The sequence below is a fragment of the Delftia lacustris genome, from assembly GCF_040267515.1.
Lineage (GTDB): Bacteria > Pseudomonadota > Gammaproteobacteria > Burkholderiales > Burkholderiaceae_C > Comamonas > Comamonas tsuruhatensis.
Genome location: NZ_CP141274.1, coordinates 4,005,350 through 4,025,906 on the forward strand (window position 1 = coordinate 4,005,350; position 20,557 = coordinate 4,025,906).

The window sequence follows — 20,557 nt, forward strand, 5'->3', positions numbered from 1 at the left end:
AATCCATGAGCTTTGAACTGCAAGGCGTGGGCCTGACCCACGCCGGCGGCGGCATTGCGCTGCGCGGCGTGACGCTGGCCGCACGCCAGGGCGAAGCCATTGCGCTGATCGGCCCCTCGGGCGCGGGCAAGACCACGCTGCTGTCCGTCATCGGCACGGCGCTGGCGCCCAGCCAGGGCCGGCACAGCGTGCTGGGCAACGAGGTGCCTGCGTCCAGCGCGGGGGCTCCCCGGCTGCTGCGCGCGCGCATCGGCACGGTGCACCAGGCGCCGCCCATACCGCCGCGCCAGCGCGTGGTCACGGCCGTGCTGGCCGGGCGGCTGGGCCGCTGGCCGGCTTGGAAGGCGCTGGCCTCGCTGCTGTACCCACAGGACACCGCTGGCGCGCGCGAGGCCCTTGCCCGCGTGCAGCTGGCAGACAAGCTGTTCGCGCGCTGCGACCAGCTCTCGGGCGGGCAGCTGCAGCGCGTGGGCATTGCCCGCGTGCTCTACCAGCAGGCCGAGCTGATCCTGGCCGACGAGCCCGTGGCCGCGCTGGACCCGGCCCTGGCCCTGTCCACCGTGCAACTGCTGGTGCACGAAGCCGCCGCGCGCGGCGCCACCCTGGTGGCCAGCCTGCATGCCGTGGACCTGGCGCTGGCCTGCTTTGCGCGCATCGTGGGCATCCGCGATGGCGCCATCGCCTTCGACCTGCCGGCGGCAGAAGTCACGCAGGAACACCTGCGTGCGCTGTATGGGTCCGAGCATGCTGGCGATGATCCCTCCCGCCCCGCGTGGACACCCGCGCCCGCCGCCTTTGCCGCACCGCTGTCCGCATCCGCATGCCGTTGAGTTCCGATCTGCACGCGCTGCGTGATCCCGCCGCGCCCCGCCGCCTCGGCGCCCTGGTGCTGGCCGCCGTCGTGCTGTGGCCGCTGTTCCAGGGCGCGGGCTTCAGCCTGGGCGCGCTGTTCGATCCCGGCAACCTGCAGGTCATCGGCCGCTTTCTGGCCACGTTTCTGCCGCCCGAGACCGGGCGCGACTTCCTGGGCTACCTGGGCCGCGCCACGCTGGAGACCCTGGCCATTGCCACGGCCGGCATGGCCCTGGCCTTTGTGCTGGCCGTGCCGCTGGCCTACCTGGTCACGGGCGCCGCGCGCGAGCGGCGGGCGCTCAACCCCGTCACGCGCGGCCTGCTCACCATCCTGCGCGGCGTGCCCGAACTGGTCTGGGCCCTGGTCTTCGTGCGCGTCTTCGGCCTGGGGCCGGCCGCTGGCGTGCTGGCCCTGGGCCTGACCTATGGCGGCATGCTGGCCAAGGTCTATGCGGAAATCCTGGAATCGGCCGACCCCGCACCCGCGCGTGCCCTGGCGCAGGCCGGCGCGCGCCGGCCGCTGGCCATGCTGTACGGCCTGCTGCCCCAGGCCGCGCGCGAGCTGACCTCGTACACCGTCTACCGCTGGGAGTGCGCCATACGCGCCTCGGTGGTCATGGGCTTTGTGGGCGCGGGCGGCCTGGGCCAGCTCATGGACCAGGCCATGAAGATGCTCAACGGCGGCGAGGCCAGCACCATCTTGCTGACCTTCATGCTGCTGGTCTGGGGCGCCGACCTGCTCTCGCGCGGCCTGCGCCGCGCGCTGGACACGCCACCTGCCGCGCGTGCCAGCGCGTGGGGCTGGCGCAGCGCCCTCACCTGCGCCGCCCTGGCGCTGGGCGTGGCCGCCAGCTTTGCCATGCTGGAGATGGACCTGCCCTCGCTGTTCACCGGCGCGGCGGGCCGGTCCATGCTGGAGTTCGTCATCAGCTTCTTCCCGCCCGACACCAGCGCCGAATGGCTGCGCAAGGTGGCCGTGGGCGTGTGGGAGACGCTGGCCATTTCCGTGGTCGGCACCTTGCTGGCGGCCGTGCTGGGCCTGCTGCTGGCGCTGCCGCGCTGGCGCGCCCCCTGGAGCCTGGTGCTCAACGTGCTGCGCTCCGTGCCCGAGCTGGTCTGGGCCACCATCACCGCCCTGGCCGTGGGCCTGGGCCCGTTCGCAGGCGCGCTGGCGCTGGCGCTGCACACGGCGGGCGTGCTGGGGCGCCTGTATGCCGAGGCCCTGCAGAACCAGCCCGCCGCCCCCACCCAAGCGCTGCGCCTGTCCGGCAGCGGCCGTGCCATGGCCTTCCTCTACGCGACGCTGCCCGGTGCCGCGCCTCAATTGCTGGCCTACACGCTGTACCGCTGGGAGATGAACATCCGCATGGCCGCCATCCTGGGCTTCGTGGGCGCGGGCGGGCTGGGGCAGCTGCTGTACTTCGAGCTGTCGCTGTTCCACTATGCCCAGGCCAGCACCGTCATCATCGCCATGCTGGCGCTGTCCGTGGCCGTGGACTGGGCCAGCGCGGCGCTGCGAAGGCGCATGGGTTAGGTGGCGGGGGCCGCGGCGCCGTCACCCTCCACCTCGACCAGGTAGTCGATCAGCGCCCGCAGCTTCAGCGGCACATGGCGCGTGGGCGCATAGACCGCATGCACCACGCGCGGCGCGTACTTGCCGCACAGCGCCCAGCCCGGCAGAACGGGTGCCAGTTGCCCGGCCTGCAGCGCCGCCTGCGCCGCAAAGTCCGCTACCACGCCGATGCCTGGCCCCTGCTGCAGCGCGTGGATGATGCCCAGGCTGCTGGCAATGGTGATGGGCGTATCTACCAGCAGCCGCGTGGCGGGCGCGGCCGCAGGGTGGAGCGGGCGCAACTCCACCTCGTTCTGGAACTGCCCGTAGCCCAGGCTGATGAAGGGATGCGCCAGCAGTTGCCCGGGCTCCGTGATCTGCGCATGCCGCGCCAGATAGCCGGGCGTGGCCACCAGCACATAGCGGATGGTCTTGAGCGGCCGCGCCACCAGCCCCGGCGCGATCTGGCCCGGCACGCTGATGCGCAGGCCCAGGTCCAGCCCCTCGGCCACCAGGTCCACCATGCGGTCCGTCATGTCCACCTGCACCTGCACCTCGGGCCAGCGCGCACAAAAGCCCGGCAGCAGTGGCGACAGCCAGATATCACCCAGCACGGCCGGCGCGCTGATCTTCAGCAGCCCGCGCGGCTGCTGGCGCAGCTGACCGGCCAGCGCCTGCACGGCCTGGGCATCCGCCACCAGCCGAAGGCAGGCCTGGTGAATCTCGGCACCCGCCTCGGTCAGCGACAGCGAGCGCGTGGTGCGCTGCAGCAGCCGCAGCCCGAAGTGCGCCTCCAGCCGCCCCACGCTGCGGCTCACGGCCGAGGTCGTCAGCCCCAGCTGCCGGGCCGCTCCCGCAAAGCTCTGGTGCTCCACCACGCGGGCGAAGACCAGCATTTCATCCAGGGGCATGGCGGTATCGGGCAAGGCGCTACTCCGGTCTTTGTTGCATGGCAGGCAATATTAATTTGAATGACTCATGGATTGTTGATTGATTGCAAGGTCCGCAAGATACGGCCATGCGCTCCATACCGAAGCGCGCCCAGGAATCGACACCATGTCCCACAGCCCCAGCCTCACCTCTGCAACCTCAACCACGCGGCCCCGAGCCAGCCAGGGCGGCACCTGGCGCATGCTGCTGGCCATGGCGCTGTCGGGCACCATCGGCCTGCTGGTCGTGGAAAGCGCGCTGCCGCCGCTGCTGGTCGTATTCGCCCGGTGCGTGCTGGGCGCACTGGGCCTGGGCCTGTGGCTGGCCTGGCGGCGCGAATGGGTCGCCCCTCAAGGCCGTGAATGGCTGTGGCTGGCCGGCGGCGGCATCGCCCTGGTGCTCAACTGGGTCGCCCTCTTCAGCGCCTACCACTACAGCTCCATCGCCGTGGCCACCGTGGTCTACCACGTGCAGCCCTTCATGCTGCTGGCCCTGTCGGCGCTGCAGGGCGAGCCCGTCGAACGCCGCAAGCTGCCCTGGCTGCTGCTGGCCCTGCTGGGGGTGGCGCTGAGCAGCGGCCTGGTCGGGCTGGATGGCGTGGATGCATCGCATGCTGGAACAGGCGCCTGGATAGGCGTCGCCCTCGCCCTGCTGGCCGCCGCTCTCTACGCAGGCACCACGGTCGCCACGCGCCGCCTGGGCCACATGCCCTCGGCCCAGATCGCCATGCTGCAGATGCTGGCGGGCGGACTGGTGCTGAGCCTGTGGGCCCTGCCGCTGCTCACCCATATCGCCGCAGCCAGCCCTCAATTGCTGTCAGCGCGCGCCGCCTCCATGGTGCTGACCCTGGGACTGGTCCATACGGCCTTCATGTACACGGTGATGTATGCCGCATTCCAGCGGCTGCCGGCGCCCGCCATTGCGGCACTGTCCTTCGTCTACCCCGCCATGGCCTTGCTGGTGGACCTGGCCTGGTTTGGCGCTGTTCCGTCGGCGGCGCAGTGGGTCGGGATGGGCTGCATCCTTGTCGCAGTCGTGGGCCATCGCGCAGGCATTGCATTGCGCCGCCATTGAGCCCCTGTGAATTCCGGGGATTTCCGGAATTCATACATCCTTCATGAACCCCACCCAATTGTTTCAATATATTTCCAACAAAGAGGTGCACAGTACATTTCGAATTATTTTTATCCCTTCCGCCCGTATGCTCTCCCGGCTTTCCGCCATTCGCATTCATTCAGCCGGAATATAGAGGGAGAAATAATTGGCCACTATCGAAAAAGGATTGATGGTAGACAAAAGCGTCGAAGTCAAGACCTATCCGTCCATAGAGCACGGCGCCTTGCTGTCCGTCACCTCCATCGTGCTGCACCGCACTGACTCGTCCACGGCCGCCAGCGTGCTCAATGCCTACAAGAGCGGCCAGAAGACAGGGGCGCACTTCCTGATCGAGAAGGACGGCAAGATCTACCAGACGGCCAGCCTTGAGCGCATCTGCTGGCATGTGGGAATTCTTCAGCCGCGCTGCGTCAACGAGAGCGCCTGCGATCCCACGGAACTCAAGAACATCAATGCCCTGCTGCACCAAAAGGGCCTGAGCTTCAGCAAGCGGGCCAAGAATGTGTCATCGCACGAGAACACAAAGGCCTATCCGTTGCGTTATCCGGCCAACAGCGACTCCGTGGGCATCGAGGTGGTGGGCCGTTTTCTGCCATCGACCAAGGACTACGAGGCGCCCACCCAATCGCAGCTGTTCCAGACCAAATGGCTGACCCAGCAATTGGTGGACCACTACAAGCTCAAACTGCTGTCCGATGTCTACTCCCACGGCGCCATTGCCCGCAAGGAAGCGACCGAAGGCGCCCAATTGCTGCGCTACATCTTCACGGGAGCCTGAGCCATGCCATCCAGCCAGCTTTTCAACAATCCCTCTCGCAGCCTGCGCATTGCCGCCTGGGCTGCCGTGATGCTGTGCCTGCATGCGCCGTTGCAGGCCTCATCCACATCCACGCCCACGCCCAAACACGCGGCCAAGGCGGCACCCATTTCCGTCATCGGCCCGGTCACCCGTTCCGTAGGCTCGGGCGAGACCATGGGATGCGAGAAAGTCAGCCTGGACGCCGCCGACGTGGCCCGCTATTTCGCGACGGCAAAGCAAGTCTCGGCTGGCAGCTTCCATGAGGAATCCATCATCCTGCCCTGCAGTTTCAGCGGACGGCTGCTGCGCTCGGGCAAGGTCTATGAATGGAACATCAACGCCGCCGGCGCCGGCTACCTGCGCAGTGAAGATGGTGAACAGGACCTGCGCTACCTGTGCCGCAAGGCCTGCGAGAAGGCATTGCCGCAGTTGACGGGGCTTTGACCTGTTGTTCAGACATTGTCTGCACGGGCGTCTTATCGCTCCCATTGAGTGGTGCCCCATCCTCCTGTCAAACACAGCGGATACGATGGCGCCTCCCACAATATTCCCAACAGACCATGGAACGACTGATTTCCCAAGGAATGCATGCCTTCAGCCAGGGCGACCACGCGCGAATGCATGCGCTATGGTCTGGCACCACGGTTTTCAGCCATCTGGACAATGAAGCGATTGCCAGCCTCTTGGCCAGCATTCAGGCCACTGCCGAATCAGGCCAGGGTAGCGAATGGTCATGGCTGATGCTGTGCCTGGTGTATCTCGATTCCAGTGACCAATTCACCGAGGACCGCGGTATGGCATTGCGCCAGGTCGGCGAATGGGCGCAGCGCGCACTGGCAATGTCACCAGGCAATGCCTATGGACACCGCTATTTGGGCAGTGCCCACTATTGGCTGGACGAACCCGAGCCCGCGCTGGCCGCCTACCGCAAGTCTCATGCCTTGCAGTCCCAGGTGGACTTGCAAGCCCGCATTTTCGAGATGGAGCATGCCGTGCCCTGGCGCAGCATCTTTTCCTATCCCGAGTTGGCTGATAGCCCGGCGGCACCCGACTACTACACGGCCGGCGTGACCGTGGGCAAGTGGAAGCGCCCCGACACGGATGCAGCAGCCCTGCAGGAAATCGAGCGCCTGCAGACCACACTCTACGAACGCTGTCTGGAGCGCTTCGCCAGCGCCGGCACGCCGGCAAACGGCCAGGAGGCCGCGCCCACCGCGCTGGACATCCACACCTATGCCATGTGCTGCAACAACCTGGGCGTGCTGTACAACGCACATGAACAGTACGAGCAGGCGGCCGCCGTCCTCGAAGCCGGGCTGCAGCAGACCTGTTTCCGGGCCCTGCTGGAAAACCTGCGCCATGCCTATCGGCAACTGGGGAACCGCAAGCAAGCCACCGACCTGTCCCTGCTGCTGATGGAGGACTACGCGCTTGACACCGGCCTGTATCTGGACTGCGCGCAGACCGCGTGCGCCTATCTCAACGAGACCAGCCACCACCAGGACGTCCTCGACATCGTGGCCGAAGCCGAGCGCCGCTATGCGCAGCTTTCGTCTCAGCAACAGCAAGCGCCATGGGAAGTTCGCAGCATGAGCTTCGTTCATGCGCACAAGGTCACCGCCCTCAGGGCCCTGGGCCAGCTCAAGGCCTCGCACCTTCAGCCTGAACTGGTCGAGATCGCCCTGCGCCACGATCCGGACGATGCCCAACTGCTCGGCATACGCGCCCACATGCAGGGAGCCCGGCAGCAGGTGGATGGAAAAGGCGGATTCTGGTCGCGCCTGTTCGGCTGAACCACACCGGGCGACCGAGCCACCAAGAAATGTAGGGCACCCAAGATGCTGGCAACCCTCAAAAGACCCCCAGCGCCAGCCCGGCCCCCATTGCCTCCCCCAGCGCCCGGCACTGTTCCAGCTCAGCTGCGGCAATCTGCTTGGGCGCCAGGATGGCTTCGGTGGTCTGGGCGTGGGTGCAGATGATCAGGGGCTCGGCCACGGGCTTGAGGCGCCAGCCGGTGGCGATGCGGGCGATCTGGCGGGCGGCGTTCTGGCCGTCGCTGCCGGCGCAGATGAGGCTGGCATAGGGCCGACCGTTGATGCGGTCCAGCGCCGCGTAGTAGCTGCGGTCGAAGAAGTCCTTGAGCTGGCCGCTGATGGCGGCCAGGTTTTCCGGGGTGGCGAAGAGGTAGCCGTCGGCGGACAGCACATCGTCCGGGCCGGCCTCTGAGGCATGCAGCAGGCGCACCTGCACGCCCTGGCCTTCGGCCGCTGCGCCGTCGCGCGCGGCCTCGGCCATCTGGCGAGTGCCGCCGGTCATGGAGTGGTAGACGATCAGCAGGGTCTTGCTTGCGTTCATGCCTCAAGCATAGAGCGCGGCCCGCCCAGCCACCGCGCCGACCTCAGAAATCCATCGATGCCGACACCACGAAGGTGCGCGGAATCATCGGCGAGACAGCGCCCCAGGACGTGACACCGGCCCAGGCCTTGCGGTCGGCCACGTTCTGCACCGTGGCGCGCAGCGTGGTCTTGCGGCCCGCGATGCGGGTGGCATAGCGCAGGCCCAGGTCGGTGCGTGTCCAACCCGGGATGCGCAGGCGGTTGGCCTGGTCCACGAACTGGGCGCCGGTGTAGGCAAGGTCGCCGACCAGGGTCAAGCCTTCCGCGGCGGGCACATCCCATTCCACGCCCAGGTTGGCCAGCAGGCGCGAAGTGCCGATGGGCCGGTTGCCCACCAGCGCAGGCGTGGCCGAGCGCGTGATCTCGGGCTTGAGCCAGGTCACGCCACCGAGCAGGCGCAGGCCGCGTGCGGCCTCGCCGTAGGCATACAGCTCCATGCCCAGGTTGCGCTGCTCGCCGTTGGTCTTGTAGACGCCCTGGTCCAGGCCACCGCTGGGTTTTTCAATGCTGAACAGGGCGGCCGTGGCCATGAAGCTGCCGAAGTCGTACTTGCTGCCCACTTCGTACTGGCGGCTCTTGTAGGGGCGCAGCACCTCGCCGTAGTTGCTGGCGGCGGGCGGGGCGATGTCGCCCTTGCTCAGGCCTTCGATGTAGTTGGCGTAGAGGCTCCAGTTGGGCGCCTGGCGCCAGACCACGCCCACGGCGGGCGTGGTCACGCTCTCGTCGTAGACATTGGCGGTGCCGCCTGTGAGCACGTTGTAGTTGGTGGACTTGATGGCCTGGTGGCGCAGGCCCAGCGACAGTTGCAGCCTGTCCTGAAGCAGCGAAAGCGTGTCCACCAGGGCCAGGCTGGTGTTGCGGTTGTCATGAATGCGCGGAATGGCCGAAGGCCGCGCAATGCTCTGCGGCGCATGGGCAACAGGCGCATAGATGTTGGACGCCACCGCCGAGCCCGCCTGCAGCGCACGATGGAAATCCTCGCGGTAGCTGGCCAGCTGCAGCGTGACCGAATGCTTGACACCGGCCAGCGCAAAGCGCGAGCGCAGGCCTGCGTCGATGGTGCTGCGGTCCACGTCGAACACCGCATAGGTGGGCGTGATGCTGGTGGCACCCGCAGCACTGGTCAGGCGCGGGGCGGAGTCATAGATGCGGTCCACATTGGCGCGCGACTGGCCGATGTTGGCGAACAGCGTGAGCTGCTGCGTGAGGTCCAGCTCGGTGCGCAGCAGCACGGCGCGCTCGCGATTCCTGGACCATTCCCAGGGCTGGGTCACGTTGAGTATGCCGTCGGGCGCAGCAGGCATGGAGGAGAGCCCCGTGGGCATGATGGGCCGGCCCACGCCGTCGATGCGCTCGTCCTGCGAGAGCAGGTCCAACGTGGCGCGGAAGCGCTCCACCTCGTAGTCCAGCGCCACGGCCAGCACATGGCCGTCGGTGCTTTGATGGTCCATGGACGTATCGCCGCCGTACTTGCTGGCGTTGACGCGGATGCCGTACTGGGCCTCGTCGCCAAAGCGCCGGCCCACGTCGGCATGGGCACGCCAGAGGCTGTCCGAAGTCCAGCCCGTGGTCAGCCGCGCCACGTCTTCGTTGGCGCGCTTGGGAGCGATGTTGATCACGCCGCCCACCGAGCCGTTGGGCGACATGCCGAACAGCAGCGCGCCCGGCCCCTTGACCACCTCGATGCGGTCCACGTACTCGGTGCGCACGCGGTAGTTGGGGGCAATGCCGTAGATGCCGTCAAAGGCGATCTCGCCCGAGTTGCCCTCCCAGATCGGAAAGCCCCGGATATAGAGGTTGTCCACGTTGCCGCCCGGCAGCACGGTGTAGCGCACGGAAGGGTCGCGGTTCACCGCCTCGGCAATGGTGCCGGCCTGCTGGTTGCGCACGGCCTCGGACGTGTAGCTGGTGGTGCTGAACGGCGCCTGCATGTTGCCGGTATTGCCCAGCACGCCCAGGCGCACGCCCTTGGCCACCTGCCCGCCGGCGTAGGGTGCGGGCAGCAGGCTCACATACTGGTCGCCGGCCGTCACGGTGATCTCGGACAGGCGGTGTGCATTCTCAGGCGCGTTGGCCGCAGCGGGAAGCAGCGTCAGCGTGCCGCCCTCGATGCGCCCCTGCAGGCCGCTGCCCTGCAGCAATGCCGCCAGGCCTTGGCGCACATCGTGGCTGCCGTTGAGCGCCGGGGCCTGCCGGCCCTGCACCAGTTCGGAGGAGTAGGTGAGCTGCAGCCCCGCCTGGCGCGCAAACAGGCTCAGCGCCTGGGCCAGCGGCTGGGCCGGCACGTCGAAGGACACCGATTGCGCGGCGGCCAACTGCAGTTGCAGGCCCAGCACCAGGCCTGCACATGCATGAAAAACCGCTGTGCGGCGGAGACGGAGGCGGAATGGGAATCGGGAGGACTTGGGAGCGGACATAAGGACTTTCTGGAAGACAGGCTCATTGCGAATCGCCGGCACAGGCAGGGCGCCCGGCCTTTCATATGCAAATACGAGTCACTCCCAAAAACCCTGAAAAAAACTTCACGGCTCCGCGCGCCCGCCGCGCCGCGCAATCCGCAGCCCGCCGTCGTCCAGCACGCTGACCTGCACCGGGGCGAACTGCGGCAGCCCGCGCAACCATCGCTCGGTCTGGGCAATGCGCACATGGCCGCTGATGGCCAGTTGCGCCGCGCCCTCCTCCACCACCAGGCGGCGCCGCGTGTAGCGGCCCAGACGGTGCACGACGCGGCCCAGCGGTTCCTGCTCGAAGACCAGTTCGCCCTCGCGCCAGGCCGCGGGCCGTTGCTGGAGCTGCGGCTGCCAGGCAGCGCCGTCGGTATCTCCTGCCCCGCCGTCCAGGGGAATGCGCAGCGACTGGCTGTCCTGCAGCAACTGGCTGCGCCCGGTGGCCGCATGCTCCACCCGCACCTGGCCCGACTCCACCTGCACGCGCACCGCATCGGGCTCCAGTTCCACACCAAAGCGCGTTCCCAGCACGGTCACGCGCAAGGGGCCGGCCTCCACCACAAAGGGCCGTGCCGCATCGCGCGCCACGGCAAAGAAGGCGGCGCCTTCCAGCAGCCGCGCCTGTCGCAGGTCAGCACGGTAGGCCAGCGCCACGCGGCTGGCGGCGTCCACGCGCAGCACGCTGCCATCGGGCAGCTCCAGGCTGCGCTGCACGCCCGTGGCGCTGGCCAGTTCACCTTGCCACAGCACGCGGCGGCTCCACATCTGCCAGGCGGGCCAGGCCGCGCAGGCCATGCCAGCCACGCCCAGCAGTGCGCCAAGGGCACGCCGCCGCCGCTTCCTGGAAGAGGCCTGCAAGCCCGCCTCCACCCCGCCGCGCCAGCGCAGCAAGGCGGCTTCCAGGCAGGCATCGGCCTGCATCAGGTCGCGCTCCACGGTATTCAGGGAGACCTGCAGACGCTGGGCGATGTCGGCCTGCCGCTCGCCATGCAGGCGGTGGGCCAGCAAGGCGGCCTGCATGCGCTCGGGCAAGTCTGCAATCGTGCGCTCCACCACGGCCAGTGCCTGCCGGTACATGGCGCGGTCGGCCACATCGCCTTCGGCCTCGGGCTGCAATTGCGCCCAGTCGTCCATGCAGCGTTGCTGCGCACCGCGCTGGCGCAGCCTGTCTATCGCCAGATGCTTGGCCGTGGCAAACAGGTAGGCCCGTGCGGCTTCGAGCGTGGGCGAGCTGCCATCGGGCAGCTGCGGCGGCGCATCGGCCAGGCGCAGCCAGGTTTCCTGGGCCAGCTCCTGCGCCTCATCACGGCTGCCGGTCTTGCCGGCCAGATAGGACACCAGTTGCTGCTGGCAGGCACTGAAAAGCTGGTGCCAGCGCGCAGCGGTCCAGGAGGCGGAAGGGGTGGGCATGGCCGGGGGGAGGAGAACCATCGAAAACGAGAATGACTATCATTCTAGTTTTGTTTGATCCAGGCCGGCCCGGCCGCCGGGCCATCGAAGGCAAACTGTCCCCCATCAACATCCGGACCACATGCCCATGATCTTCCTGGCGATCACACCTACCGGCCTGGCACAGGCACTTCGCGCCGCCACCGAAAACGACGCCATCTGGAGCGGCAGCGACGCGATTTCCGAGGCCGACTACGCCGCCCGACAATGGCCCAACCTCAGCCGCTTTGCCTACTCGCTGGAGGACCGCGTTTTGATCGACGATGCCGTGTCCACCATTGAGGAACACCATCCGGAGCAGACGGTCTGGGTCGAGGCCACGGCCGTGCGGTAGCGAAGTCTCGGCCCCGCTACCACTTCAACGCCGCCACCCGCAGCGCATCCACCGCCATGTCGATGAACGCCCTCACGCGGTGCGCGGCATGGCGCCCTTCCCTGTGCACCACATGAATCGGTAGCGGCGGCCGCTCGAAGGGCTCCAGCACCAGGCGCAGTGCGCCGTCCTGCACGGGCTTGGCGATCTGGTAGAGCGGCAGGCGCGTGATGCCTTGCCCGGCCAGGGCGCAGTCTGCCGCAGCCTCGTTGGTCATGGACATGAGGCGCGGCTGCAGGCGCACGGCCAGGGCCTTGTCGCCTTCGAGAAACCGCCATTCGGGCGTGGAGGTGAGGCCGGATGCGGTGATGGTGGTGTGCTGCGCAAGCTCCTCGGGCCGCTGGGGCACGCCGTGGCTGGCCAGGTATGCGGGCGAGGCGCATAGCACCTGTCGCACGCTGCCCACGCGGATGGCCTGCAGCGAGGAGTCGGGCAGATCGCCGATGCGCACGGCCACGTCCACGCCCTCGTCCACCAGGCTGACCACGCGGTCCACAAACCAGCAGTTGACGTCCACCTCGGGAAACCGGCCCAGGTAGTCGTGCACCACGGGCAGCACGTGCATGCGCCCGAAGTTGACCGGCGCCGTGAGCGTGAGCCGGCCGCGCGGTGCGGCATGGGCGCTGGCGGCATGCTCGTCGGCCTCTTCCAGCTCGGCCAGGATGCGGCGGCAGCTGTCGGCGTAGGCCGTGCCGGCCTCGGTCACGCGCACGAAGCGTGTGGTGCGCGTGAGCAGGCGCACGCCCAGGCGCTCCTCCAGGTCGGAGACCGCCCGCGTCACCACCGAGGGCGAGACCTTGAGCCGACGTGCGGCCGAGGCGAAGCCGCCCGTGTCCACCACTGCGAGAAATGCCGTCATGGACTGGAAGCGATCCATCTGTGCCTGCCTTGTCTGTGTCGTGTATCTGCCCGGCTGCGAGCGGCCCGCGCAGGACTGCCCAGGTTTGCCCAGGTTTGCGCCGGCGCTTTGTTCGCGTTCCCGCAAGAGTGACTTGCCGCCGCCAGGGATTCTAAAGATGCGGGCGGGGAAGGAGGATACGTCCCGTGGCACCGACAACCGGCGCCTTCACCAACCCCAAGGAACCGCAATGAAGCTCTACCACTTCCCCTTGTCCGGCCACGCCCACCGCGCCCGCCTCTTCCTCGGCCTGCTGGGCGTGGAGCATGAGCTGGTCCATGTGGACCTGACCAACGGCGCGCAGAAGAAACCCGAATTCCTGGCGCTGAACCCGCTGGGCCAGGTGCCGGTGCTGGATGACAACGGTACGGTGATTGCCGACTCCAACGCCATCCTGGTCTACCTGGCGCGCAAGCTGGACCGCCAGGACTGGATGCCCCTGGGCGCCCGGGCCGAGGCCGAGATCCAGAAATGGCTGAGCATTGCCGCCGGCCCCATTGCCTTCGGCCCGGCGGCGGCCCGGCTGGTCACGGTGTTCAAGGCCTCCTTCCAGGCCGAGGAAGTGATAGCCCGCGCCCACGCCATCCTCGGCAAGATCGAGGCGCAATTGACCACCCGCCCCTTTCTCACCGGCAGCGCGCCCACGATTGCCGACGTGGCCCTGTACAGCTACATCGCCAGCGCGCCCGAGGGCAATGTGGACCTGCAACCCTACCGCGAGGTGCGCGCCTGGCTGGGCCGCATCGAGGCGCTGCCGGGCTTCGTGGCATTCGCCCAGACACCGGCCGGCCTGCGGGCCTGAGTGCCTGAGCCACACCTCCCCTGAAACCCCGGCAAAGGAGCGCACCATGCACCCGCAACCCCTGCAAAACCCCGCCTCGCCCTGGCATGCGGGCGAACTGGCGATCCAGCAAAGCGTTGGCGTCGTGGGCCGCATGGACATGCCGGGCCGCAAGTTCCTGCGCCCCTTCCTGCTGGACCAGCACCGCGAGTTCTACCCGCTGCTGCATTTCGTGGTGCTGGGCAGCGTGGATGCGCAAGGCGACGCCTGGGCCACGGTACGGGTCGGCGAGCCGGGCTTCCTGCACTCTCCCGATCCATCGACCCTGCATGTGGCGGCGGGCCGCGATGCGGCCGACCCGGCCGAGCCGGGCCTGGGCGACGGCCATGCCGTGGGCCTGCTGGGCATGGACCCCATGACGCGCCGGCGAAACCGGCTCAACGGCACGGTGCGGCGCAAGGCGGGCGTTGATGGGGCGGGCGCCTTCGACATCGGTGTGGTCCAGAGTTTCGGCAACTGCCCGCGCTATATCCAGAACCGCAGCGTCCGGTTTGTCCGGCCTGCCGGGGAGCCTACGCAGGTGCCGGCGGTCGAACTGGCATCGCTGGACCCGCGCGCACAGGCCCTGATTACGCAGGCGGATACGTTCTACGTGGCGTCCTACGTTGATGGGGAGGATGGCCTGCGCCAGGTCGATGTCTCCCACCGTGGCGGCAAGCCGGGCTTTGTGCGGATCGACGCCGATGGAACGCTGACCATCCCCGACTTCTCGGGCAACCTGTTCTTCATGACCCTGGGCAACTTCCTGGTCAATCCCAAGGCGGGCCTGCTGTTCATCGACTCCGAAACCGGGGAAATGCTGCAGATGACGGGCGAGGCCAGCGTCATCCTTGACTCCCCGGAAATCGCCGCCTTCGAGGGCGCCGAGCGCCTGTGGACCTTCAAGCCCCGCCGCATCGTGCGCCGGCCCGACGCCCTGCCGCTGCGCTGGAGCATGGCGGCCGACGGCTGGTCGCCCCACCTGCAGATGACCGGAAGCTGGGCCGATGCCAGCCAGCGCCTGGCCGCCGCCCGGCTGGGGCGGCAGTGGCGACCGTTCCGGGTGGCGCAGGCCGTGGATGAGAGTTCCACCATCCGCTCGCTCTACCTGGAGCCGGCCGATGGCATGGCCACGGTGGCTCCCCTGGCCGGCCAGCACCTGCCGCTGCGCCTCACGCTGGCGGACGGCAGCCATCTGCAGCGCACCTATACGCTGTCGCTGGCGCCTTCGGACGGGCGCTTGCGCATCAGCGTCAAGAGGCAAGGCCGCGCATCCAGCCATCTGCATGGCCTGAAGCCCGGCGATCTGGTCGAGGCCCGCCCGCCCGCTGGCAGCTTCACCGCCGATGCGGCCCTGCGCCGCCCCGCCGTGCTGCTGGCCGCGGGCATAGGCATCACGCCCTTGCTGGCCATGCTGCGCCACATCGTCCACGAAGGCCGGCGCACCCGCAGCCTGCGGCCCACCTGGCTGTTCCAGGCGGCTCGCACGCGCAGCGAACGGGCCTTTGACACGGAGATTGCCGAACTGGTGAAGGCCGGCAATGCCGAAGTGCACTGGGTGCGCACGCTCAGCCAGCCCGGCACGGCAAAGGCCGGCCGCGACTACGACCATGAGGGCCACATCGACATGGCCCTGCTGAAAGCCACCCTGCCCTGGGACGACTACGACTTCTACCTCTGCGGCCCGGACGCCTTCATGCAGGCCACCTATGACGGCCTGCGCGAACGCAATGTGCCCGACGAGCGCATCCACGCAGAAGCCTTCGGTCCCTCGGCCCTGAAGCGCTCCATGGCCGGTGCAGCCCCCGCCGCCGAACTGCCTGCACCCGCCACACGGCCTGTCCGCATCATCTTTGCCGACTCGGCCAAGGAAGCGCGCTGGAAGCCCGGCGACGGCAGCCTGCTCGAAGTGGCCGAGGCCCGGGGGCTGGAGCCCGCCTTCGGTTGCCGAGGGGGGAACTGCGGCGACTGCCGCGTGCGTGTGCTGCAGGGCGGGGTGACCTATGCCTCGCCACCTTCCTTCGCCGTGCCAGCGGGCGAGGCCCTGATCTGCTGCGCCGTGCCTGCGCAGGGGCCGGGGGAGGCTTTGCATCTGGCGTTGTGAGGAGCCTGTCTCTGCGCGCTTTCCACATCAGGACATGCCGACGGCAAAAGGCACATCAGCGATTGCTGCCCAATGCCTCGCTGCATCTAGCTTTCTATCTGGACGAGTATCGATTCATCAAGCTCTATGACTTCAAACAGGCCCTGACCCCGCTCATAGACCTCCCCTGACAGGAACCGAACCACTTTCTGGCCGATGTGCATGCACATCTCCACGACAAAGCCATCTGCATCCCGGCGCATGTCTTTTATCCGCACAAGACCCAAGGGCAACTCAGCCAGCAGTCGGTCACGGTAACCAATGGATGCAGGCACGCCGGGACCCGACTCAGACGCCTCTGGAGTCACAAGGTACAGGCCGTGAAACCCGCTGCCATCGTCGATACGGGAAAGCAATGACCAGACACGTCCGTCCATCAGTTGGATCCAAATCTCGATGAACTGGAGATAGGGCACCTGCGGATGGCTCCAGACTGCTTCGCCAGGTACCCAGTGATGCCTACCTGATTCATTCATATCCCAGCGGCCGCCTACGGCCAACGCCATCTCGCAAGCTCGCCAGCCCACAATCACCTGCTGGTCGAGATCCTGAAAGGACGGGAACTGGCGCGGCCCCATGGGCTGGATGGAGCTCCCGGGGGCCGGCTCGTTGTCGTCGATATGGACTACCGCGAACCCTTCCTGCTCACTCGGCGGCTCGAACATGGCAAACACGCTGCGAATGGCCTGCTCCGGCACTTGGTGATCGGCTCGCCGCTGCGTGTTCCTCCGCAAGGCGGTCTGCAAATCGGCTTTGAGCCAAATACAGACTACGGGCACGCCATGTGATCTGGCAATCTGAATGGCACGCTCACGATGCACCGTCTTCGGAAGGGCGGCATCAAAGAACACCGCATCACCACCCAACGCTGCGGCGTTCTGTTGAATCCAGCTGCTCTTGCCTGCAGCTTGCACCCCCACCACCACATAGAGCTTGGTCGCGGGCGAGCTGACAGACAGTGCTTTGTCCAAGTCCCGGTACGCCAACTCCCATGCGGCAGCACTGCGTTCCGTGGTGAACAGGCGACCTTGTTCTGTTTCCAGATAGTGGTCTGGATTGATGTGCTTTGTAGTGTCCATGGTGAGCTGCAAGATTCTGGATCACTGTAGCTGGGCACTGCGCCGTACCGTCCGCAGACAAACGAACCCGCCATGCAAAACGGCCTTGATCGATACACTCGCTGCAATTCCTGCGCCCTCGTACACGCCGCAAATCCAAAGCCCTGCCCATGCAACTCACCAACTGCCTGCTCCGCCTGTCGCCCTTGGTCCTCACCTGCCACATAGGCCTGGCCTGCGCACAGATCACCACGCCCTCAGCAGGCACCTATGTGCGCAAGGGCGGGGGTGGCGATCTGGTGGTGCGGGCCAATGGCAAGTTCCATATCCAGACCGTCGGTGCCAACGGCCATACCTGTGAGCTGGAAGGCACCATCACCAACGGCCGGGCCAGGATGGCGAATTCGGCCTGCGCCGTGGACTTCACGCCTGCCGGTCAGCGCGTCGGGGTCGACACGGCCACCGTCGAGGCATGCCGGGACTTCTGCGGCATGCGGGCCTGGTTTGGCGGCGATTACCTTCGGCCCACACCCGGCTGCACGGACAAGGCCATTGCCGCATCGCGCAGAAACTTCAAGCGCGCGTACGACGCCAAGGACTACCGCCTGGCGCTGACCACGCTGGCGCCGGTGCTGCAGGACTGCGATGAGGTGCTGACCGGCGTTACCAAGGGCTGGCTGCGCAACGACCTGGCGCTGGCGCAGCTTCGCTCGGGCGATGCAGCCGCCTGCCGCCAGACCCTGGCCCCGCTGGCCGAGGAAGCCGGCAAGACGGATCAGGAACTGCGCGAGGCCTATCCACCCACCGATGCCGATGTGGTGCTGCCCATGCTCAAGGCTGCGCGCACCAATCTGCGCTTGTGCAGTTGAGGCGGTGCCATCGCCATGAAAGATCCCGCATCGCCCAACGCAGGAATCTCCGGGCATTTCCGGCGTGAGGCGAAGTGGATGCTGTGGGTGCTGGTGGTGCTGCCCTTGGCGCTGACAGCATTGGCGGTTTGGCTGGGTCCGCTGGTCCTGAACCATGTGGAGAGAAGCAAGTGCTTGGATGCGGGCATGCAGGCTTCCCAGGAAAAGCGCAAGTGCGAGCAACGATAGAGAGAAGGAGCTGCCGCTCAAAGCCTGATCGAACCAAATCCCTGAAATACTGGCCTACTCTTGGCCCCTTTTTTGTTTGCACGACAGGGCCCTTCATCAGGGCCATGCACACGCCTTTACATGACCGATATCCGCCCCGCCCACTTTCCCGAAGACCTCGACGCCGTGGTCCGCATCTTCCGGGAGTACGTGGCCAGTCCCACCGTGAGCCTGGACTTCCAGGACTTCGAGACCGAGTTCGCCGCCCTGCCCGGCAAGTACGCCGCACCCGAAGGCTGCGTACTGCTGGCCTGGAAAGACGGCCAGCCCGTGGGCTGCGCCGCCCTGCGCCAGGTGGATGCGCAGACAGGCGAAATGAAGCGTGTCTACGTGCGCCCCACGGTACGCGGCGAGAACCTGGGGCGGCGACTGGTGGAAGGCATCCTGGACGCTGCGCGCCACGCAGGCTACAGCCGCATCTGCCTGGACGTGCTGCCCGAGTTCCAGGCTGCGCAGCGGCTGTATGAAAACCTGGGTTTTGTGGATGCGGAACCGGTGAGCTTCAATCCCGTGCCGGGCACGCGTTATCTCGGACTGGATCTTTGAGGCATGCACCCTCCGGCAGGCGGCCTTCAGCGCCTGCACGGCTTCCGATGCGCTGACACCCGGTCCCTGAGTCCTCGTCTGCAAGCATTCAGCACGGTGAGACCGTAGCCCATACCCCGGTCCAACAGCCTGCCCGCAAGCGCAGCGGCGGTACGGACCACCTCTCCCCGCATCCTTCATCCGCAAATGCCCGTGGCCGAGCCGGGCAGCCTGCGCTTGTGCCCCGTGAATACCACCCATGGCGAATGGCGCTGCCTGGGACCCAACGCTTATTGGCAGCATCTCTATTCACCTGGAATTTCAAACCTGATTTTAGGAATTGTCCTAAGGATAATTCTGAAAATGATCTGCGGGCGACTTCTTTGATTGACCTCGTGCAGGCCATGAAATCAAATGAGGACTCTTCCCACAGCAAACATCAGAAACCCGCTTGGGCACTGACAGCGGATTATTCTCATGCTTGCAACCACTCATTTCCGTCAAATTGCCTTTATTGATCAAGGCGCATTGGCTGGAAACCTCGATTCCGCTTCTGAGCCAGCGTCTCCATACACCATGCCAGCCTCCATTGCCGCCACCTTCTATCAGATCGGCTATGCCGACATGCTTGCTCGCCAAATGGAGCAAAAACAGATCGATGCCATTGTGCTCAAGCCACAGGAATATGCAGACATACTGAGCGACAAGGCGCGCAACAATCCTCGCCTGGCGGCCACGCTGCATGCCATGCTGGCCCACAGTGCGCTTGGGCGATACTGGACACACACCGCCAGCCCGAATGCAGGCAAACCCTGGGTCGCTCCCGCCTCCCTGATGGTCAGCGACGCGTACCTGATCACCAAAACGCTGATTGCATTGGGCCTGGCCGGTGCCCGCTCCTATATCAAGACAACCGCCACAGGCACCTATATCATCATCACGGGCTACGCGGGACTTCGCCGCCAGCTGCTGCAAGGTACGCGATTCCTTGCCGCCAATCCACGCATGGTCCAGATGGGCCTGGGTATTCGCGGTCTGCAGAATGTGGCCAAGGGCGGGTTTCTCCTGAGCCTGGTGGTGGGCACCGGCATAGAGACACTGGACTTCATCTTCAATGATGAGAAGACCATGCATGATCTGGTGGGGGGAATTGGAGTGGAGGCGGTCAAGGCGGGATTGGCGACGATGGTGGGCCTTGGCTTGGGAATAAAGCTTGCAACGGCAACGTCCCTTGCAATTCTTCCTTTGGCTGCTGTGGCAGTGGCCGTAGTTGTCACAGGAATCATCTTGAATCAAATAGACGATGATTTAAAAATCAAACAACGTGTGATCCATATGCTGCGCATTTCCACCAGCAGCATACCTCAAGGCATATATCGGATAAATATCGACAAACTCAATTTTGATAATCAGAAAACTTATCAGCAGATAGAGTATAAATTTAACAACTGTTCCACAGAAATTTTCAAAAATGAATTTATGTGCCGCACAAATCGTAAAAACTAATTAAGAAAATGTTGGACGCAAAAAAAATAAGGAAAACCTTGATATGGGGCATTCCATTAAATGTTTTCATTTTTATTCTCTGCATTTGGTACATTAAGCATGCAATATTTAATGATATCAAAGATCTCATTGAACTATCAGCATCAATAAGAATAACACCCGGAGCACCAGTCGTAGCATATTTTCCCGTAATATTGGCAGTTGGTCTAATTTCTTCATTATCCAAGGCAATACCATGCAAAACATCAATTTTAAAGGTAACTGAACGCAGCTTTAACGCAACCATGCTGGCAGGATTAATAATCATGGCTTCTTGCCTTGCCCTCATAGCTCCCTTGCAATACTATGCAATGCCCAAACTTGGCTATACACGCTGTAATATCCTGGAAGGGCACCCCACCATATATTTCACGGACTGGGTCAAAAACCCCGAGTGGTGCGTTCGCGGAAAAACCAGGGAATGGGTCAAAGAGCAGGCCAGGCTCTCCGGCAACCTTGAAAATCCCTGAAATAAAAAAAGCGCAGACCACATGGTCCGCGCTTTTTTTGCATCCTCC

General features: G+C 65.6%; 20 protein-coding genes. 14 read left to right on the plus strand and 6 right to left on the minus strand.

Translation table 11 applies throughout. The annotated features are described in order from the left end of the window. Positions 1 to 5: 5 nt before the first annotated feature. Positions 6 to 830: a phosphonate ABC transporter ATP-binding protein gene (locus tag U6958_RS19705; protein WP_074922829.1), complete on the plus strand. Its 825-nt coding sequence runs from the start codon at positions 6 to 8 to the stop codon at positions 828 to 830. Next, positions 821 to 2,386, plus strand: coding sequence for an ABC transporter permease (locus tag U6958_RS19710; protein WP_016446777.1), 1,566 nt, complete (start codon positions 821 to 823; stop codon positions 2,384 to 2,386). The genes U6958_RS19705 and U6958_RS19710 overlap by 10 nt, the downstream gene beginning before the upstream one ends. On the opposite strand, the gene U6958_RS19715 is transcribed toward U6958_RS19710, so the two are convergent. Then, positions 2,383 to 3,315: a LysR family transcriptional regulator gene (locus U6958_RS19715; protein WP_074922888.1), complete on the minus strand. Its 933-nt coding sequence runs from the start codon at positions 3,313 to 3,315 to the stop codon at positions 2,383 to 2,385. The genes U6958_RS19710 and U6958_RS19715 overlap by 4 nt on opposite strands. Before the next feature lie 145 nt (positions 3,316 to 3,460). Between U6958_RS19715 and U6958_RS19720 the strand changes: the two genes are divergently transcribed. From U6958_RS19720 to U6958_RS19735, 4 genes are all read left to right on the plus strand, one after another. Further along, positions 3,461 to 4,408, plus strand: coding sequence for a DMT family transporter (locus tag U6958_RS19720; RefSeq protein WP_046238387.1), 948 nt, complete (start codon positions 3,461 to 3,463; stop codon positions 4,406 to 4,408). 211 nt (positions 4,409 to 4,619) lie between these two features. Further along, the gene (locus tag U6958_RS19725; protein ID WP_074922828.1) at positions 4,620 to 5,228 is read left to right on the plus strand and encodes a peptidoglycan recognition family protein; all 609 of its coding nucleotides are present in this window, start codon (positions 4,620 to 4,622) and stop codon (positions 5,226 to 5,228) included. A 3-nt stretch (positions 5,229 to 5,231) separates the two neighbouring features. Further along, the gene (locus U6958_RS19730; RefSeq protein ID WP_074922827.1) at positions 5,232 to 5,693 is read left to right on the plus strand and encodes a hypothetical protein; all 462 of its coding nucleotides are present in this window, start codon (positions 5,232 to 5,234) and stop codon (positions 5,691 to 5,693) included. Between the two features lie 350 nt (positions 5,694 to 6,043). Next, complete coding sequence (locus U6958_RS19735; protein ID WP_244160500.1) at positions 6,044 to 7,042, plus strand: hypothetical protein; 999 nt, start codon at positions 6,044 to 6,046, stop codon at positions 7,040 to 7,042. A gap of 58 nt (positions 7,043 to 7,100) precedes the next feature. Here U6958_RS19735 and U6958_RS19740 read toward each other — a convergent pair whose 3' ends face one another. From U6958_RS19740 to U6958_RS19750, 3 genes are all read right to left on the minus strand, one after another. Then, positions 7,101 to 7,604 (minus strand): flavodoxin family protein, encoded by a 504-nt coding sequence (locus U6958_RS19740; protein ID WP_074922825.1) that lies wholly within the window; start codon positions 7,602 to 7,604, stop codon positions 7,101 to 7,103. Positions 7,605 to 7,647: 43 nt separating this feature from the next. Continuing rightward, positions 7,648 to 9,981 carry a TonB-dependent receptor gene (locus U6958_RS19745; RefSeq protein ID WP_244160499.1) on the minus strand — a complete coding sequence of 778 codons (2,334 nt, stop codon included), beginning with the start codon at positions 9,979 to 9,981 and terminating at the stop codon, positions 7,648 to 7,650. A gap of 186 nt (positions 9,982 to 10,167) precedes the next feature. Beyond that, positions 10,168 to 11,502 (minus strand): sigma-70 family RNA polymerase sigma factor, encoded by a 1,335-nt coding sequence (locus U6958_RS19750; protein ID WP_074922887.1) that lies wholly within the window; start codon positions 11,500 to 11,502, stop codon positions 10,168 to 10,170. A gap of 121 nt (positions 11,503 to 11,623) precedes the next feature. Here U6958_RS19750 and U6958_RS19755 point away from each other — a divergent pair, with 121 nt between their 5' ends. Continuing rightward, entirely contained in the window at positions 11,624 to 11,875 is a 252-nt protein-coding gene (locus tag U6958_RS19755; protein WP_244160498.1) for a hypothetical protein, read from the plus strand. A 16-nt stretch (positions 11,876 to 11,891) separates the two neighbouring features. On the opposite strand, the gene U6958_RS19760 is transcribed toward U6958_RS19755, so the two are convergent. Next, positions 11,892 to 12,791, minus strand: a complete 900-nt coding sequence (locus tag U6958_RS19760; RefSeq protein WP_046987936.1) for a LysR family transcriptional regulator — start codon at positions 12,789 to 12,791, stop codon at positions 11,892 to 11,894. A gap of 211 nt (positions 12,792 to 13,002) precedes the next feature. Between U6958_RS19760 and U6958_RS19765 the strand changes: the two genes are divergently transcribed. Together U6958_RS19765 and U6958_RS19770 are read left to right on the plus strand one after the other, a co-directional pair. Next, positions 13,003 to 13,614: a glutathione S-transferase family protein gene (locus U6958_RS19765; RefSeq protein ID WP_017405234.1), complete on the plus strand. Its 612-nt coding sequence runs from the start codon at positions 13,003 to 13,005 to the stop codon at positions 13,612 to 13,614. A gap of 46 nt (positions 13,615 to 13,660) precedes the next feature. After that, the gene (locus tag U6958_RS19770; RefSeq protein WP_074922823.1) at positions 13,661 to 15,736 is read left to right on the plus strand and encodes a pyridoxamine 5'-phosphate oxidase family protein; all 2,076 of its coding nucleotides are present in this window, start codon (positions 13,661 to 13,663) and stop codon (positions 15,734 to 15,736) included. Between the two features lie 86 nt (positions 15,737 to 15,822). On the opposite strand, the gene U6958_RS19775 is transcribed toward U6958_RS19770, so the two are convergent. Further along, positions 15,823 to 16,854, minus strand: coding sequence for an AAA family ATPase (locus U6958_RS19775; RefSeq protein WP_208607066.1), 1,032 nt, complete (start codon positions 16,852 to 16,854; stop codon positions 15,823 to 15,825). Between the two features lie 149 nt (positions 16,855 to 17,003). Here U6958_RS19775 and U6958_RS19780 point away from each other — a divergent pair, with 149 nt between their 5' ends. The 5 genes from U6958_RS19780 to U6958_RS19800 all read left to right on the plus strand — a co-directional run bounded on the left by U6958_RS19780 (position 17,004) and on the right by U6958_RS19800 (position 20,509). Beyond that, positions 17,004 to 17,702, plus strand: a complete 699-nt coding sequence (locus tag U6958_RS19780) for a hypothetical protein (protein WP_046238377.1) — start codon at positions 17,004 to 17,006, stop codon at positions 17,700 to 17,702. A gap of 15 nt (positions 17,703 to 17,717) precedes the next feature. Beyond that, positions 17,718 to 17,930 (plus strand): hypothetical protein, encoded by a 213-nt coding sequence (locus U6958_RS19785; protein ID WP_026062350.1) that lies wholly within the window; start codon positions 17,718 to 17,720, stop codon positions 17,928 to 17,930. A gap of 120 nt (positions 17,931 to 18,050) precedes the next feature. After that, positions 18,051 to 18,515: a GNAT family N-acetyltransferase gene (locus U6958_RS19790; RefSeq protein ID WP_013802764.1), complete on the plus strand. Its 465-nt coding sequence runs from the start codon at positions 18,051 to 18,053 to the stop codon at positions 18,513 to 18,515. A 555-nt stretch (positions 18,516 to 19,070) separates the two neighbouring features. Then, positions 19,071 to 20,000, plus strand: coding sequence for a hypothetical protein (locus U6958_RS19795; RefSeq protein ID WP_074922821.1), 930 nt, complete (start codon positions 19,071 to 19,073; stop codon positions 19,998 to 20,000). An 8-nt stretch (positions 20,001 to 20,008) separates the two neighbouring features. Further along, entirely contained in the window at positions 20,009 to 20,509 is a 501-nt protein-coding gene (locus tag U6958_RS19800) for a hypothetical protein (RefSeq protein ID WP_227469637.1), read from the plus strand. Positions 20,510 to 20,557 lie beyond the last annotated feature (48 nt).

Coding starts and splice junctions, on each gene's coding strand:
- U6958_RS19750 (WP_074922887.1), bottom strand. CDS start 11,502: ATGCCCACCCCTTCCGCCTCCTGGACCGCTGCGCGCTGGCACCAGCTT.
- U6958_RS19710 (WP_016446777.1), top strand. CDS start 821: ATGCCGTTGAGTTCCGATCTGCACGCGCTGCGTGATCCCGCCGCGCCC.
- U6958_RS19735 (WP_244160500.1), top strand. CDS start 6,044: ATGGCATTGCGCCAGGTCGGCGAATGGGCGCAGCGCGCACTGGCAATG.
- U6958_RS19705 (WP_074922829.1), top strand. CDS start 6: ATGAGCTTTGAACTGCAAGGCGTGGGCCTGACCCACGCCGGCGGCGGC.
- U6958_RS19790 (WP_013802764.1), top strand. CDS start 18,051: ATGACCGATATCCGCCCCGCCCACTTTCCCGAAGACCTCGACGCCGTG.
- U6958_RS19720 (WP_046238387.1), top strand. CDS start 3,461: ATGTCCCACAGCCCCAGCCTCACCTCTGCAACCTCAACCACGCGGCCC.
- U6958_RS19765 (WP_017405234.1), top strand. CDS start 13,003: ATGAAGCTCTACCACTTCCCCTTGTCCGGCCACGCCCACCGCGCCCGC.
- U6958_RS19780 (WP_046238377.1), top strand. CDS start 17,004: ATGCAACTCACCAACTGCCTGCTCCGCCTGTCGCCCTTGGTCCTCACC.
- U6958_RS19785 (WP_026062350.1), top strand. CDS start 17,718: ATGAAAGATCCCGCATCGCCCAACGCAGGAATCTCCGGGCATTTCCGG.
- U6958_RS19730 (WP_074922827.1), top strand. CDS start 5,232: ATGCCATCCAGCCAGCTTTTCAACAATCCCTCTCGCAGCCTGCGCATT.
- U6958_RS19740 (WP_074922825.1), bottom strand. CDS start 7,604: ATGAACGCAAGCAAGACCCTGCTGATCGTCTACCACTCCATGACCGGC.
- U6958_RS19725 (WP_074922828.1), top strand. CDS start 4,620: ATGGTAGACAAAAGCGTCGAAGTCAAGACCTATCCGTCCATAGAGCAC.
- U6958_RS19775 (WP_208607066.1), bottom strand. CDS start 16,854: ATGGACACTACAAAGCACATCAATCCAGACCACTATCTGGAAACAGAA.
- U6958_RS19760 (WP_046987936.1), bottom strand. CDS start 12,791: ATGGATCGCTTCCAGTCCATGACGGCATTTCTCGCAGTGGTGGACACG.
- U6958_RS19795 (WP_074922821.1), top strand. CDS start 19,071: ATGCCAGCCTCCATTGCCGCCACCTTCTATCAGATCGGCTATGCCGAC.
- U6958_RS19770 (WP_074922823.1), top strand. CDS start 13,661: ATGCACCCGCAACCCCTGCAAAACCCCGCCTCGCCCTGGCATGCGGGC.
- U6958_RS19715 (WP_074922888.1), bottom strand. CDS start 3,315: ATGCCCCTGGATGAAATGCTGGTCTTCGCCCGCGTGGTGGAGCACCAG.
- U6958_RS19800 (WP_227469637.1), top strand. CDS start 20,009: ATGTTGGACGCAAAAAAAATAAGGAAAACCTTGATATGGGGCATTCCA.
- U6958_RS19755 (WP_244160498.1), top strand. CDS start 11,624: ATGCCCATGATCTTCCTGGCGATCACACCTACCGGCCTGGCACAGGCA.